This is a genomic window from Thermogemmatispora tikiterensis (assembly GCF_003268475.1).
Taxonomy (GTDB): Bacteria; Chloroflexota; Ktedonobacteria; order Ktedonobacterales; family Ktedonobacteraceae; genus Thermogemmatispora; species Thermogemmatispora tikiterensis.
The window spans coordinates 1,979,682-1,994,179 of sequence record NZ_MCIF01000002.1 but is presented as its reverse complement, the minus strand read 5'-3'; the positions used below and the strand labels follow the sequence as shown (position 1 = coordinate 1,994,179).

Annotated in this window: 11 protein-coding genes; 4 read left to right on the top strand and 7 right to left on the bottom strand. The window is 59.1% G+C overall.

All coding sequences use genetic code 11. The features are described 5' to 3' along the window. Positions 1 to 179 precede the first annotated feature (179 nt). A complete protein-coding gene (locus A4R35_RS07980) occupies positions 180 to 722 on the top strand; it encodes a YceI family protein (RefSeq protein ID WP_112428207.1) in 543 nt (180 codons plus the stop codon). A gap of 126 nt (positions 723 to 848) precedes the next feature. Here A4R35_RS07980 and A4R35_RS07975 read toward each other — a convergent pair whose 3' ends face one another. Then, positions 849 to 1,664: a Cof-type HAD-IIB family hydrolase gene (locus A4R35_RS07975; RefSeq protein ID WP_112428205.1), complete on the bottom strand. Its 816-nt coding sequence runs from the start codon at positions 1,662 to 1,664 to the stop codon at positions 849 to 851. A gap of 5 nt (positions 1,665 to 1,669) precedes the next feature. Further along, the gene (locus A4R35_RS07970) at positions 1,670 to 2,140 is read right to left on the bottom strand and encodes a GNAT family N-acetyltransferase (protein ID WP_112428203.1); all 471 of its coding nucleotides are present in this window, start codon (positions 2,138 to 2,140) and stop codon (positions 1,670 to 1,672) included. A gap of 194 nt (positions 2,141 to 2,334) precedes the next feature. Between A4R35_RS07970 and A4R35_RS07965 the strand changes: the two genes are divergently transcribed. The 3 genes from A4R35_RS07965 (at position 2,335) to A4R35_RS07955 (ending at position 6,381) form a co-directional block, all read left to right on the top strand. Continuing rightward, on the top strand, positions 2,335 to 3,210 hold the full coding sequence (locus A4R35_RS07965; RefSeq protein WP_112428201.1) for an LLM class flavin-dependent oxidoreductase: 876 nt from the start codon (positions 2,335 to 2,337) through the stop codon (positions 3,208 to 3,210). Positions 3,211 to 3,507: 297 nt separating this feature from the next. After that, on the top strand, positions 3,508 to 3,945 hold the full coding sequence (locus tag A4R35_RS07960; RefSeq protein ID WP_112428199.1) for a hypothetical protein: 438 nt from the start codon (positions 3,508 to 3,510) through the stop codon (positions 3,943 to 3,945). Positions 3,946 to 5,088: 1,143 nt separating this feature from the next. Further along, on the top strand, positions 5,089 to 6,381 hold the full coding sequence (locus tag A4R35_RS07955; RefSeq protein ID WP_189361523.1) for a serine/threonine protein kinase: 1,293 nt from the start codon (positions 5,089 to 5,091) through the stop codon (positions 6,379 to 6,381). Between the two features lie 521 nt (positions 6,382 to 6,902). Here the strand turns inward: A4R35_RS07955 and A4R35_RS07950 are convergent. The 5 genes from A4R35_RS07950 to A4R35_RS07930 form a co-directional block, all read right to left on the bottom strand. Continuing rightward, a complete protein-coding gene (locus tag A4R35_RS07950; RefSeq protein WP_223258249.1) occupies positions 6,903 to 7,892 on the bottom strand; it encodes a polyprenyl synthetase family protein in 990 nt (329 codons plus the stop codon). Between the two features lie 1,048 nt (positions 7,893 to 8,940). Beyond that, the gene (locus A4R35_RS07945) at positions 8,941 to 9,864 is read right to left on the bottom strand and encodes a hypothetical protein (RefSeq protein WP_146747144.1); all 924 of its coding nucleotides are present in this window, start codon (positions 9,862 to 9,864) and stop codon (positions 8,941 to 8,943) included. A gap of 355 nt (positions 9,865 to 10,219) precedes the next feature. Next, positions 10,220 to 11,356: a hypothetical protein gene (locus tag A4R35_RS07940; RefSeq protein ID WP_112428191.1), complete on the bottom strand. Its 1,137-nt coding sequence runs from the start codon at positions 11,354 to 11,356 to the stop codon at positions 10,220 to 10,222. 61 nt (positions 11,357 to 11,417) lie between these two features. After that, the gene (gene speB / locus A4R35_RS07935) at positions 11,418 to 12,299 is read right to left on the bottom strand and encodes an agmatinase (RefSeq protein WP_112428189.1); all 882 of its coding nucleotides are present in this window, start codon (positions 12,297 to 12,299) and stop codon (positions 11,418 to 11,420) included. Positions 12,300 to 12,506: 207 nt separating this feature from the next. After that, positions 12,507 to 14,426 (bottom strand): serine/threonine-protein kinase, encoded by a 1,920-nt coding sequence (locus A4R35_RS07930; protein ID WP_112428187.1) that lies wholly within the window; start codon positions 14,424 to 14,426, stop codon positions 12,507 to 12,509. Positions 14,427 to 14,498: the final 72 nt, after the last annotated feature.

The following is a 14,498-nucleotide window of genomic DNA, read 5'->3' as shown; positions in this document are numbered from 1 at the left end:
CCCCTCGCAGGCTATCTCTGCCGTAGTATAGCAGTAATGGCGGCAAAGCAAAATGTTCACGGGAAAGAAGCCTCCCTTGACAGCTCTGGGTTACTGGTGCTATCATACTTACATAAGTAAAGTACCATACTTTATCTTAGCAAGGATATTACGGAAGCACTGAAGGAGGAAAGTGAGAAGTGACCTGGCAGATTGATCCTGCCCATTCGCGTGTCGCTTTTGCGGTGCGGCACATGATGGTCAGCACAGTACGCGGATCATTCAAAGTTTTTAGCGGCGAGGTAGAATACGACGAGCAGAATCCCGCGAATTCGAAGATTACGGCTCAGGCAGAGGCTGCCAGCATCGACACCGGTCAGGCGGATCGTGACCAGCACCTGCGCAGCGCAGATTTCTTTGACGTCGAGAAGTATCCGACCATTACCTTTGTCAGCACCAGGATCGAGCCACTGGGTGGCAACCAATACCGTGTCACAGGCGATCTAACCATGCACGGTGTTACCCGTCCCGTGACCTTCACTGGAGAATTTAATGGTCCAATCGTCGATGCCTTCGGGCTGCGTCGCGCTGGTATCCTGGCCTCGACCACCATCAGCCGCAAGGATTTTGGCCTGACCTGGAACCGGGCTATTGAGAGCGGTGGAGTAATTGTCGACGATCAGGTCAAGATCGAGATCGAGCTGGAGATTACCGAGAAAGTACCTGCTACCTCTAATGCCTGAGTCTTCTCGATAGATTGATCTATATCCAAAATCACAGATCCTGTTGATAGTTCATAGGTTGCTATCAGCAGGATCTGTGATTTTGGAATCCGCTGCTGCTCCTTTTGTTCCCCTGTCTGAGGCGGATCATTTGAGGGTTGGCAAGACCAGGCGTTCCAGAGCTTGCGCCACTCCATCGTGAGCGTTATCGCTGGTTACATAGTCAGCAACCGCCTGTACTTCGGGGGGAGCGTTGCCCATAGCGATACTCAAACCGGCGAAGCGCAGCATTTCCATATCATTGTAGTGATCGCCGATGGCCACAATTTCGGCTGGAGCTACTCCTAGCAAGTGAGCGACCTGGCGCAACGCTTGCCCTTTACTGGCCTCGGGATGCAACAACTCTAGCAAATCACGCGTCGACTGCGTCACGTGTAACGCCTTGCCAAACTGCTCCTGGAGCTGCCGGCGCTTGGCTGGCAGTGTCTCTGGCGAGCCGACGGCGGCGATCTTGATACAGGGACGGGGGTAGAGCGTGGTCACATCATCGACCTCGATCGCCGGTGGCAGCGGAGGGCGGTACCAATCGCGGGCCCGCGGCGTATGGCGATCGACGTAGACGCCTTCCGGTGTATGATAGGCGCGGTAGAGGCCCAGAGAGCGAGCTGCCTCCAGGACGGGTAAAATATACTCCCTGGGTAAAAAGCGTTCGGAAAGTACCGAACCGCTGACGATATCGACGATCAGGGCCCCATTTTCCAGAATCTGAGGGCCGCTCAGCGGCAGGCCGGCGCAGACATGGCGCAGCACGGCCTGCATCTGCCCGGTGGTAATCGTAATCGCCATACCGGCGGCGCGGGCGGCCTCCAGAGCTTGGCGCGCTCGCGGCGTCACCTGTTTCTCTGGGAAGGGAGTCAGCAGTGTCCCATCGAGATCGATAGCCAGGAGACGATAACGTTGCATCTTAGTTACCAGAGCAATTCCATCTCGCGCGTTATTGGAACAAAGCCTTCGCTGGCGTAAAGCGGGCGACCGGCGGCAGTCGCGCGCAACCAGAGGCGGCGCGCGGGGGTTTGCTGGCGGGTATAGGCCACGATCTGGCGTAGAATAGCTCTTGCCAGACCCTGGCCCCGCCAGGCTGGTAGCGTATACATATTAAGAACATAGCCCTCCAGACCGGCCTCATTCTCGGGCGAGGGTGGGCGATGTAAAAAGACCAGGCCGCCAGTAGCCGCGATTGTCCGCTGCTCGTCGACCTCAGCGACCCAGGCTAGAAATTCCTCCCGTGGCAGCGCCCGGCGAAGATAAGAGTCTGTCAGCTCGTGGAGCAGTCGCTCCTGCTGCTCGTCAACGACCTTGCCCGTCTCCCGCAGCAGGGCCAGGCGGAGCGCCGTCAAGGTGGCGATATCGGCACTGGTGGCACGGCGTATGAGGGGCATAGACTTCACGTTACTCCTTGCCAGGTTCAGCAGCGGCCAGAGGCTGTTTTATCGTGGCAGACTCCGGCCTACAGCTTAGCTTATCACCTGCGTCGGTGAGCTTGCAAACGATTGGTCCTGTGTGTCACACTTACAGAAGTACAGTACCGGTGACAAAGTGAGTCGGCAAATTGAGTTTCTGGAAGGAGAGCACTATGAAGATTGGCATTGGACTGCCGGCCTCGATCCCGGGGGTTGATCCTGGCCTCTTGCTAGAGTGGGCGCAGCGTGCCGAGCAGGGACCGTTTGTCTCCCTGGGCCTGATTGACCGGCTGGTCTATCCCAATCTAGAGCCGATGATCACGCTGGGAGCCGTGGCGGCGGTCACTTCGCGCATTCGCCTGATGACGACTGTCCTTCTTGCGCCGCTGCGCAATACAGCTATGCTGGCCAAAGAAGCAGCGACCCTGGACGCCTTTTCGCGTGGGCGTCTGACGCTGGGGCTTGGCATCGGTGCCCGTGAAGACGATTTTCTCGCCGCAGGGGTACCGTTCCATCGTCGCGGCAAGATCTTCGATGAGCAACTTGCCCTTATGAAGCGCATCTGGTCCGGCGAGCCACTGAGCGCAGCGGTAGGCCCCATTGGCCCCAAGCCGTTCCGCCCCGGAGGACCTGAGGTCCTGCTCGGTGGCTACTCGCCAGCGGCGATCCGGCGCCTGGCCAACTGGGGCGATGGCTTTATTGCCGGTGGCAGCGCTCCCGACCAGGCTGCCCAATTCTTCCAGCTGGCCAGACAGGTTTGGCAGGAGGCGGGTAGACCTGGCAGGCCACGCCTCGTCGGCTCGGTATACTACGGTTTGGGCGAGCGGGCGGTGGAAAAAGCTGACGCCTACCTCAGCCATTACTATGCCTTTGCTGGCCCTCGTGCCCATCAGATGGCGCAGATGATCCCCACCACGCCGGAGGCTATTCGCCAGACCGTGCAGACCTTCTCTGAGGCAGGTGCTGACGAGTTAATGCTGTGGGCTACCATACCTGAACTGGAACAGGTTGATCTCCTGGCCGAGGCAATCGCGGGGCTGCAGCTCTGACCAGATCTGCTGACTGGCTGACTGGCTGACTGGCTGACTGACTGGCTGATTGGTTGGCTGCTGGCCAGTCAGCAGACCTGCCATCTGCTTCTTTTCAGATTCTGGCGGCTGCTCTTCAATTTGCTCCCTCTCCCCCTGGTGATAGCCTGTTTGCCTGCAGGCGCGTCCTCAGCTGGTGCCCTCCTCCTGAAAGTCCTGGTCAAAAGAAAAGGAGGTGCCGCCACGCTCTCTGGTGTGGTATAGTTGTTGCAAGCGCCGTGTAGTTTGTGCAAAGGCTGAGAGCAAAGGAGGGCAGCCATGCCTATTTGCCCAATCTGCGATGATACCGGCCTGCAGAATTCGGATTCGGCTCACCCCCAGTTTTGCTACTGCTCGGCTGGTAAGCAGGCGCGCAAGGAGTGGGAGGCAGCTCAGGCAGGTCGAGGCCAGGGAGCGCAAGCGAATCAAAGAGAGCAGGATCAGCGTCAGAAGCAACAGCAGAAAACCAGCTTTATTGATATTGAGCGGCTTGAAGAGGTCAACGCCAGTGTTGATGCCATGCGTGCTTCCTTGATTGGGTCGCTGGCAAGCGAGGCGGCCCAGTCGCTCAAGCTACCTGCGGTGCAGCTGCTCTATCAGGTGGCTCATCCTGGCCACGAGGTGACGGTCTATGAGGCCACCCAGCTCTATGAGCTGGCGAAGGCTCTGGAGAGCTTCTTCACTGCAGTGGCACCGATCGGGCGCAAGGTGCGCTGAGCGAAGCGTGCGGCCCGATAGCACAAACGGGTAGCGGCATTGACAGCCGTAAATCCTCTCCTCTATACTCTCGACAAGTGTACCCTGCACGAATTTTGTGTGGGGTCCAGTGTGAAGAAAGTTTGCTTTTTATTTCATATTATTTCGCGAAAGGTGTCCTTCCTCTGCGCGCGCTCTCATGAGAAAGAGGGACTGCTAGGTGCAGTTGCGCGGTTGCCTGCCTGGCTTTCCAGCTCTCTTCTTCTCGGAGAGGGTGGGGTAGCAAGGGGCGCCGGTGTTAAGTGCCTTATTTCTGGTTGTGTCGGGGAAGAATTCTGCTGCAGCTGGCGCTCTCTTGAATAGACTCCCGTTCAGGGATTGGAACTTGGAACAGGGATTGGAAAAGAAGAGCAAGCGAGCAAGCAAGCTGGGCGCACCTCTCAAGCCCGTTCTGGGATTAGAAATGAGGAGGAAGAGTCCATGATATGTCCTCGTTGTGGCAACGAGTGGGATGCAAGCAAAGGCCCCTGCACCCGCTGTGGCCTGGTCATTCGCCTGCCGGGCCTATCTGGGGGGGCATCGGTGTCAGGGTGGTCGGCATCTTCCCCTGTCCAACAGCAGAAATCTTCTAATGCTGCCGATCTCCAGCAGCAACGTTCAGGCCCGCTATCTGGCTTCCCTCCAGGGCCTTCGTCTATGCGGAGTGGAGCGCTCAACAGCCCGGGGGCCGGGGGTGGTGTGCGTACGGGGTCGTCGACGACGGGTACAGGTGCGCGTTCACCTTTTGGAACTTCGGGTCCTCTCTCCAGCTCCTTTGGTGCTGGTAGCGGTTCGGGCCTGGGGACAGGTTCCCTGGACTCGACAACTCGCCGCGCCGGGCCTGGTCCTGCCGGCTCGCAGGTGAGCAGGCCTCTCTCGCAGCCAGGAATAGCAGGCTCCGATGCTGCGGCAAATAGAAACCTGGCTTCTCCCAATCAGCAGCGTTCCCCGCTGGGATCTTCGCCGTCCATGCGCAGGGAAGCTGCGGGCGACTCTTCCCTTCCTTCGCCTTCGCGCCCAGGCGTGCCCTCGCGGGCTCAGGTTCCCACTCGTCCCAGTCGCGCGAGCGGTGCTCTGCCACAAGATCTCTCGCGCTCGCAGAGTCCGCTCCGGGTTAGTCGTCTAGTGACTGATCCTTTAGCGCGCGAAACACCGGTGCCTCCGACTTTTCCTTCGACGCCGACACCGGCAGTGAACACCGCGACTCCTTTCCCGGCTTCGATGCCGTCTTCGACCACCAATCCCAGTAGCAGTGGAATCTTGGGAGGCGCGCTGCGGCCCTTGATGCCGGGGGCGATGCTCAGGGGTGGGCGCTATCGTCTTCAGGAACTGCTGGAGCGGCAGGAGTGGCTCAATGGCGTCTTCGAGGCTACGTGGAGTGGTCAGGATGCCCAGCGAGCCGGGGCGCAGGTGATTATCTGTGAGCTGGTCATTCCCGAAAGCTCCTCTGCTGCTGTGCAGTCGATGTTGCGTACGGCCACAATGACGCTCTCGTCCATTGGACGACATCCTCGGGTGCCAGCCTTGTTAGATGCCTTCAGTGATCAAGGGCGTAGCTTTTTTGTCTTCGAGATGGTCGAGGGCGAGAGCCTGTTAGCGCGTCTGCGCCGCAGCGGGCGTGCGTTGCCAGAGCAGGAAGTGGTTGAATGTTGCTTGCAGATTGTGGATGTTCTGGAGACGATGGCTCAGCAAACACCCCCGCTGGTGCATGGCCTGATCCGCCCTGAGCATATCGTTGTGACGCGTTCTGGCTCTCAGTACCTGCTGACAAACTTTTCGATTGTGCTGGCCGGCGGCGCTACCCAGTTTATTTCCGGGCTGGATCGCTCTCGTCTCTCTCCTTATCTGCCTCCAGAATTCATGCGCGGGGCAGTGGATAGCCGCACCGACCTCTACTCGTTACTGGCAACGGCCTATCATTTGGTGACGGGCAGTCCTCCAACGGCGATGAGCGGTAGCATCGCGCCAGCTCAGCGGCTCAATCCTTTGGTCAGCTCAGAGTTCGAGGCTATTCTATCGAAAGGCTTGCGTCCTATTGCAAGTCAGCGCTATCAGAGTCCCGCCGAGCTCCGCCACGATCTATTAGCGCTGCGCTCGGCGATTGGGGGGGCTGACTCTGTTGTCGAACAATGGCCCGAGCAGTCGATTCCACTCTCACCACGCCCGGCTTCGACGCTTGCCTCGACCTCTACTCAGGCGCCCGCCTCTCCGTCGCCGGTGCCTGATAGTGTGGCTCAAGCCTTGCCGTTGATGCTGGGGGCGGTGCTGGAAGAAGAAGAGCAGCGTCTGCTCTTGCCGCGACCCGAGGACCTGCCTCCGATGCGTGAGAGCAACGACACACTCAATGCAGCCCTGTGGGTGGCTGGCATTCTGGTAGCACTGATTGCCGTGGTCATCTTCGCGCGCGGGCTGTTCTAAGGACGAGCTGATCACTCAGCTGCCTCTCGTGGGTAGAGGATGCATGTGGACTCGTTGTTTCAGCCCCCTCGCGCTCCGCGCTCCAATAGCGACGATGGCAAGGAGTTGCTCTGGCTGGCTGGAAAGAAGGAGAAGAGAGAGTCAACAGGCCTGTCGTTGACGATCTGCTCTTCTTCCGTAGAGTTCCCTACATCGCGAGCCGACGCGCTTTCCAAGGCTTTTCTCTAAGGGAGTTCTCTCAGGCTGGCTAGCAGGCAGGAGGACCTGTAAAGGAGGCTGACCGGACTGGCGTAGCCTGTTCTATTCTGTCCTGTCCTGTCCTGTCCTGTCCTGTTGCCTGGTTCCATGCCTGGAGGTGGCCAGGAGGCGCGTGATGGTGACAATCCGTCCTGGCGCACCGCCGAGGCCGATGGATGGCTCCAGCTCCGCTTTAGCTTGAGGATGCTAGCTCAAGCCCAGGTCGGTCAGCGTGGGAGCACAGCAACCTGGTCTGTCTTTCCTCTCTCAGGGGGCGGTCAGCCTCAGCGCTTGCGCAGGACAACGAAGTCAATCAGTTCATCGAGGACGTCGCGGTCCGATGAAGGAGGAAAGTGATACAGAGCCTCACGCGCCCGCGCCGCATAGCGATAGGCATCTTCGAAGGAGCGTTCAATTCCACTGCCACGGGCGACCCACTCGACGATTTCACGGATCTGTTCCTCGCTCCCTCCCTCGCCTGAAAGCAGAAGCTGGACCTGTTGATGATGACCATTGTGGGGCTGGCTCTGTAGAGCATAGATGAGCGGAAGCGTCACCAGACCCTGACGCAGATCGTTCCCCGCGGGCTTGCCGATTGTAGTCTGATCTTCAGTGTAATCCAGCACGTCATCAATGATCTGGAAAGCAATACCAAGATTGATTCCGTACTCGTGTAAATGCTGAATCTCTTCGTCCGAGGCCTCGCTGAGGATCGCGCCACCTTTGCAACAGGCCGCGATCAGACAGGCTGTTTTATGGCTGATCTTCTCGTAGTAGCCCTGGACGGTGAGATCCAGGCGACGAGCGCTGAGTATCTCCATGATGGTGCCTTCACAGACAGTGGCGACTGTATCGGAAAAGAGATGATTAATACGATTATCTTCGATATCAGCGATCAGGCCAGCAGTTTTAGCAAAATAGTAGTCACCAAGTAAAATCGCGATGTGATCGCCCCAGAGAGCATTGACTGTCGGTTGACCACGTCGGGTGTGGGCTCCGTCGACAATGTCATCATGAATAAGCGTCGCCAGGTGAACCATCTCGAAGGCGACGCTTAGGGGCAACAGCTTCTCAAAGCGATAGACCTTCAGTTTCCCCGAGAGCAGCGTGAGTGCCGTTCTCAAGCGTTTACCTGGTGAAGAGAGAGCGTGCATAGAAGCCGAATTCAGAATCGGGAGACCAGATCTGGCACGCTCCTGGAATACTTTATCTACTTCGTCAAGATCAGCCTGGATACCCGCAAAAAGGCGGCTTAAGGTGGCTGTATCGTTCATATGATGTGCGGCGTGGAGGCCCCGGGCTGGCTGGCTTAGACCTGGCGGCTGCGCTATGCACGACTGTACTTTGCTGCGCACTTCAGCCTGGGGAAACGCCGTCCTCCTTTCTTCCTGGTCTTGGCGAGCGACAGCAAGGTAGAACCCTTCCTGTAGAAGGAGGGGCTCATCACCTTCGGCAGGCGAACAGAGACCCTGCATGGCCTCCGTTGCCACATCTGACGAGCTAGAGCTAGCCCTGACGTTCAAGTGCGGGCCAAGCTGGCCCTGAGACAGTGCGAACAGAGTAGTATTGCGCCGGGCGGGTCAGGATCAGGTGGCCTCTCGTCTTCCCCCGTTTCAGCCAGAGCGAGAGGCTGGCCAGGTCCCTGGCTGGAGGATGCAGGGTAAGAGAGGAGAGCCTCTATGCATGCGGTTCCTTCCTCCTGTGATGCTCCTCAGTTTAGCGAGAATACGCGAAAGAACAAGTTCCTGCCAGCTTTGCCTACTGTCTTCCATCACAGGGATGTGACGAGTATCTCAACATACACACAGGGGCGGGAAGAAACCACGCCCCTGTGTGTACCTCCCTTCAGATTATAGCATGCCTTATCCACGATCCTGCTCGGGCTCGGGTGCCTTCGTCGCTCATGGCCCTCGCTACTGCCCCCCCTCATGGCCGTCAAACCGTTCTCGCTCGCTTGTCGCGCCCGCTGCGACCAGATAACGGTGGCGCTCCGCTGTTGGGGCGTCTGTCTGGCAGCCATTGGCTGGCATCGGGAATTCGGATACCCACGTCAGGTCAGATCTGGGCCGCTTGTAAGAGGAGACGAAGCTCCTGCTGGGCGTGTAACATGCTGACCGCCTGAGTGTGAGGCGACCACCCTGTCGAGTGCGAGCGAGCGCACCGATCTCTGGTGGTTGACGCAGGGCCGCTGCAGGCTGGCGGTCCAACTTGCTGGCGGGCAGGTAGAGCAAGATGGACGGTGCCAGAGCCATGAGACTGGGTGGCACTTTGAGCCTGGGCGAGATGCTCTCTGCTCATCAAAGGCCGGGACAGAAGAGAGGGCTAGTCCTCTTGCTGTTGTGGCGCGCTGGTGCGGTCTGGCGTCTCTGGCCCTGTCGGATGATCATCGGTCTGAGAGGGGCCAGGAAGGTCGGGCGCTACTGATTGAGAAAAGGTGGAATACCCCTCAGCCGACGATGCTGGCTGATGGCCATTGAGCGAGAGATGCCCGAGCAGCTGATCGGTTTCTTGCGATACCTCCTCCCAGAAGGCTTTATCGCGCTGTTTGCTATGGTTCTTCTTCTCTTTTTCGGCCTTCCCGCGCTCGCGAGCGGCGCGTGTGTTGCCAGATGAAGGACGAAAGCCGTTTACAGAAGCAGGCGGATGGCGGTGTCCAGGGCCTGGATAGGGGGCGTCGTATTCATAGACGCCGTTGTGCTTGCCGCCACCTTTAAATGGCTCGATATCTGTTCCATAGGGCGAGCCATGCTGCCTGCGCTGGGGAGGAGGTGCGCCCCGCAGGCGATATTGCTCCCGGTGGGGTTTGCCTGACTGCCAGCGGCTGTTGCCGTTAGAGAAAGAAGGCCCTCCCAGCTCTCGCTCGTACGAGCGCGGTCCCTGCTGCGCACGAGGGCCGGGACCACCACGTCCCATATTCCCAGTCCCGGCCATACGACCCTGGGATCGTCGATTCTGCTGGCCTTGAGGTGAGCGGTTCTGCGGCGGCGTCCAGGAATTGCTGGACCGATAGGGCGGGGTGCTGGTCGACTGGAAGTAAGAAGGCCCATAAAGGTCCGCACGCGGCTGATAATCTGGATGGTGCAGGCGGGCACCCATCTGCCAGGCCCGGTCGACAATCTCACGGTTCAAACGAGGGCGCTTCGGGCGGGCAGACCGCTCCGGGTTGTATCTGCCGTTGGCTGACGACTGGTTGCGAGCGGAAAAGCGAAAAGTATCTCTTCGCCTGTTTTCGAATTCTCTGGTCATATGTCCTTTCTGCTCGTCCCATTGAGGGGTAGAGTAATCACGAGGTAGACGGTGCAGCCAGGAAAGGAGAATTCCTACGTGCTCGTCTCTTTGAGCGTGGCTTGAAGCGTAGGCTGCCTGTCCTGGTGCAACCTTACATCGGCAAACGTACCTGCTTCATGGTTGGCGTGCGTTACACGCTATGTTAGTGGTGTTGTGGAGGGACCTTGCTCTCTGTGACTCAGTATACCACACTACGCCATGACCTGTCTGTCCTCCCTCGCTGATCGACTGCCTGTGGACGACATCGATGGCCGGCGACACGCGGGCTGACTTCCCTGACCGGACCTAGGCCGAGCGGGTGGCCGCTCTGTGGCTATGCTGCTCGCTGGGCTTGGAAGCCTGTGGAAGAGGCCGTGGCCGGAAGCGGTCCCTGCTGCAGCGGCACCCCACTGTAGGTCAGGTCCTGGCTACCATACATGGCCAGCACCCCCTGGTTCAGCTCATCCGGCAGGAGTGCGCGGAGCATTACCGTATAATATAACCCTGTTGCTGGCTCGTAAAATTCCCCACTCAGCTTTCCGTGTAGCAGATTGCCGATGGTGCGGCTCTGCTCGGGCGTGAGAAGCAAGGCTCGCTGGGGCGTTGTGAAGGTCAGACAGCCGGAATCGGCGTTCGGTCCTGTGATGTCCTGGGGCACCGGACCGCATTCGAACTGGGCGAGCTGACGCAGAGTAAAGTCGGGTACGTCCCAGGTGGGGATCGACTGACTCAGATTGGGACTGAAGTCCTGGCGAACCAGCAGCGCTTTGCGCGTGGTGTCATAAGCTGTCGTCGATCCCTGGCTCACCGCTTCATTGATCGTCGTGAGTGCCTCGCCCAGGCGCTGGTACTCGTTGAGATCCTGCTGGCTCTCCTGACGTTGCCCAAAGATACTGTAGAGAAACTGGTAATGCTGGTTGTTCACGTTGAATTGGAGCAGGATCGCATCCTGATCGGGTATCTCGTAGAACTGCTGACGCTGGAAACTTAGCAGCCCGTAGCTGTTAACCAGCGTATGGAGCAGTTGGCTGAGTTGCTCCTGGCTAAGATGCCCCTCACGCATCTGCAGGCCGGGGCCGAGAATATAGCTACCATCGCCGTAAATGCTCAGCTGAGGACTGAGATCGAGTGTGCCCTGATGGCCCCCACCGCGGAAAGTTCGCAGCAAGACGGTCTCGGCACTGCTATCGTAGATAATAGTGCCGTTATCAAGCTGGCGTAAGTGAGCCTGGCCTGCTACTGGCTGGCTCGTGTCGGATTCGCAGGCTGTTAGCAGGGCCAGTAACACGAGCAGGAGCACAAAGATAGGCTTGCTCCCCGGCCACGATCCTGTCTGCCTGCGCCAGCAGCGATACCGGTCTGAACGGTGCTCATCAAGATAGCGCCTCTGCCCTGGGGAGGTACAGGCTACTCTCCTCGCCTCTTCCCTGGTTGGGAGGCCAAAGCCCTGCTCACGGTTCTCTCCGTTCATCTCTCCTCCCATGCTCTTAGCCTTGCTGGTTCTTGTCTATTAGTAGATGCTGCCTGGGGATCTACTCGGGTAGCTGAGCAGAAAACCGGTAGCCGATCATCTTATAGATCAGACGTGCGGCCAGAAAATCCGCGCGGATCTGGCCGGGGATGGGGCAAAGCTCGACCACATCCTGGGCTACTACGGTGGTACGCTGGTAGATCTCGCGCAGCAGTTCCAGTGCCTGATACCAGCTCAATCCGCCTGGCTCTGGGGTGCCTACAGCGGGCATCTCAGCAGGATCGAGGGCATCCAGATCGAAGGTTACATAGGTGTGCTCGCTCAGTCGCTCCCAGGGGATGTGTGCCTGCCCACGAGCGAAGTCGCGCGCCCAGACAATGGCTGCATCGGCTCCACTACGGAGAAAGTCCATCTCCTCGGCACTGATGCTGCGAATACCGATTTCCAGTACCGGGATACCCAGCTCTAACACGCGCCTGGCGATGCAGGCATGTGAGAGGGGAGATCCCTCGTATTCAGCGCGGAGGTCGCCGTGGGCGTCAATATGAATAACTGTCAGGTCGGGGAAAAACTCGCGTGCCACGGCAACCGGTTCAAGAGAAAGCGAATGCTCGCCGCCGATCAGCAGAGGGAACTGGCCCCGCTCTAGAACCTCACGCACTGCCTGGCCTGTCAGCTTCAGAGCGCTTGCATGGTCCAATCCCCGGTAGTCCAGGGCCGGGCGGGTGTAGATGCCCACCTCCTCAAGCGGGCTGCACTCTAGCTCCTCGTCATAGAGTTCCAGCTGACTAGAGGCATTAAGGATAGCCTGGGGACCGTGACGTGTCCCTTGCATATATGAGACGGTATATTCAAGCGGCGCCGGAATGATGGTCACCCGGGCCTTGTCGGGATGGCTGTACTGTGGCTCGTCCAGAAATTGCCTGATGATATGCTCTCTCATGAGAAGCAAGCAACCTCCTCTTACATCTACGCACCGCCTTGTACTCTACCACAACCTGCCCTGCCTGCCCAGCTCTCAGGACTCTTCTCTAGGCGTTTCGGGAGAGGTTCCTGGCCTCCACTCCAGGCTCGCTCGCCTGTGGGTGGGGGGCCCCTTGGGAGGAAGAGGAACTTCTCTCCACGAGCTGGCCTTGCCTTCTCTGCCTTGTCAGGGAACGGTGAGGCTGAAGCGCGTGATAGAAAAGCGTGCGTTGGGGCCGGTCAGCAGAAGGCCTGCTTTCCCCCCGCTGTAGCCGCCACGGTCGCTCACGCTGTGCGTTGGGGCGTTGAAGTCCAGGGGAACAGCGTTGATGCGGGCTGTGAAGGTGTCTCCCCGGACGCTGATTTCTAGGGTGTCAGGGGCATGTGGGCGAGGGGGGTAGGTGCCGCTCACCAGGACTAAGGGAGTACCGGGCTGGGCTGCGTGGGCATCGAACTTCCAGAGAGCGTAGTGACCAGCACCGTCGATCACCAGGGCATAGCAGGAAACATAGTTTCCTTCGGGATGGAGGCGGAAAGCAATGCCATACCAATTCTCCTCCTCGCCGGCCAGGCGCTGCATTTGAGCCTGTAATGTAAAACTGGCTGGCAGGCTCCCTACGGCCTGGGGGTAGGGGAAATAGTAGGTGGCTGGCGGCGTCCAGTCGATGGTGATCAGGTACTGGCCGTTGCCGATGGCTGTACTGAGGGCAGGAGCACTCTCGGTCCAGCGCTGTTGATTGTTCTGGAACGTATCCGTAAAGGGCCGGGCTACGGCCTCGGATGTGGAGCCAGATGTGTTCAGGAACCTCAGCCAGCTGCTCAGCGGGCTTTGCATGAGCGTAGTGGCGATGAGGAGGAGAAGAACCAGCCCGCCGAGGGCAAAGGAAAGCCAGCGGCGTTCCCAGATTTGTCTTCTAAGAGAAGCGGGCAGTGTCTGGGAGTGTGTGCCAGTGCCTATGCTGGCCCTACCAGGTCTGAGCACTGAGGTGAGAGCAGAGGTCGCAGCGGGCGGTGTCTCTGTGTGGCTCGGGGCTGTGGTGATCTGGGCTGGAGCCGCTGAGCTGTCCTCCGGGGCTGCTGCAAGCTCAAGAGCACTGGCTCTGCCTGGCTGAGCAAGCATCCGGCCTGAGTCCTGGTCTCGCGGTGAGGGATAGATAGCCTCGCTCTCTCGCGACAGCAGCAGGTCCAGGGCCTGGGCCAGTTCTGCTGCTGACTGAAAACGTTCATCGGGGGCCTTGGCCAGGGCACGGGCGGTCATGCGCGCCAGCTTCTCCGAGACCGCCGGATTGATGGTACGAGCGTCGGGGGCTGTGCGATAGACATGTTGATAGAGCAGCCCGACAGCACTGTCGGCCTCGAAAGGGGGATGCCCTGTCAGCATCTGAAAAAGAACCACCCCCAGGGCATAAATGTCCGTGCGCTCATCGACTGGGAGCCGCTTGATCTGTTCTGGGGCCATATAGGCCGCCGTACCAATTAGCTCGCCGGCGCTGGTGAGTTGCAGATGCTCCAGCTCTGGCTGGGTCGGCTCGCCTTCTTCCTCGCTCTCATCGGGTAGTGGCAGCCTGTCTCTTCGGACTGCCGGGCTAGCGCGCCGATCGAGCAATTTAGCGATTCCGAAGTCGGAGAGCAGAATCTCGCGCTGCGGGCCGCTGCTCAAGAGCATGTTCTGGGGTTTCACGTCACGATGGACGATCCCGCGTTCGTGAGCCAGATGCAAAGCGCGGGCCAGGTCTCGGGCATAGCGTATGGCCAGCTTCTGGTCAAGCGGACGACGATTGCGCAGGAGGTCGCGCAAGGTACCACCGCCAACGTATTGCATGACCAGGTAAGGGATGGTCCCAAGCCTGCCAAGGTCCGCTTCGCCGAAGTCGTAGACGGCCACAATGTGAGGGTGCTCCAGGCTTGCGATCAGTTGGGCCTCCCGCTCAAAGCGGGCGGCGAAGCCAGGGCGCGCCGCTACCTCTGGGCGAATGATCTTGATGGCCACATCGCGCCGCAGCCGTGAATGGTAGGCCTTATAGACCCGCGCCATTGCTCCTTCGCCGAGCTTGCGCTGAATCAGATAGGCACCAAGCCGCTGCCCGATCAGTGCGTCACTATCCATCACTTTTTCTGCTTTTGCTAGAAAAATTGCTCCTTACTGTCATACTCAACGGCCATTGTGACCCGTTTGTGG

Excerpts from the sequence above, each read along its gene's own strand:
- A4R35_RS07970 (WP_112428203.1), bottom strand. The coding sequence starts at position 2,140 with ATGCCCCTCATACGCCGTGCCACCAGTGCCGATATCGCCACCTTGACG.
- speB (WP_112428189.1), bottom strand. The coding sequence starts at position 12,299 with ATGAGAGAGCATATCATCAGGCAATTTCTGGACGAGCCACAGTACAGC.
- A4R35_RS07945 (WP_146747144.1), bottom strand. The coding sequence starts at position 9,864 with ATGACCAGAGAATTCGAAAACAGGCGAAGAGATACTTTTCGCTTTTCC.
- A4R35_RS07960 (WP_112428199.1), top strand. The coding sequence starts at position 3,508 with ATGCCTATTTGCCCAATCTGCGATGATACCGGCCTGCAGAATTCGGAT.
- A4R35_RS07930 (WP_112428187.1), bottom strand. The coding sequence starts at position 14,426 with ATGGATAGTGACGCACTGATCGGGCAGCGGCTTGGTGCCTATCTGATT.
- A4R35_RS07940 (WP_112428191.1), bottom strand. The coding sequence starts at position 11,356 with ATGAACGGAGAGAACCGTGAGCAGGGCTTTGGCCTCCCAACCAGGGAA.
- A4R35_RS07950 (WP_223258249.1), bottom strand. The coding sequence starts at position 7,892 with ATGAACGATACAGCCACCTTAAGCCGCCTTTTTGCGGGTATCCAGGCT.
- A4R35_RS07965 (WP_112428201.1), top strand. The coding sequence starts at position 2,335 with ATGAAGATTGGCATTGGACTGCCGGCCTCGATCCCGGGGGTTGATCCT.
- A4R35_RS07975 (WP_112428205.1), bottom strand. The coding sequence starts at position 1,664 with ATGCAACGTTATCGTCTCCTGGCTATCGATCTCGATGGGACACTGCTG.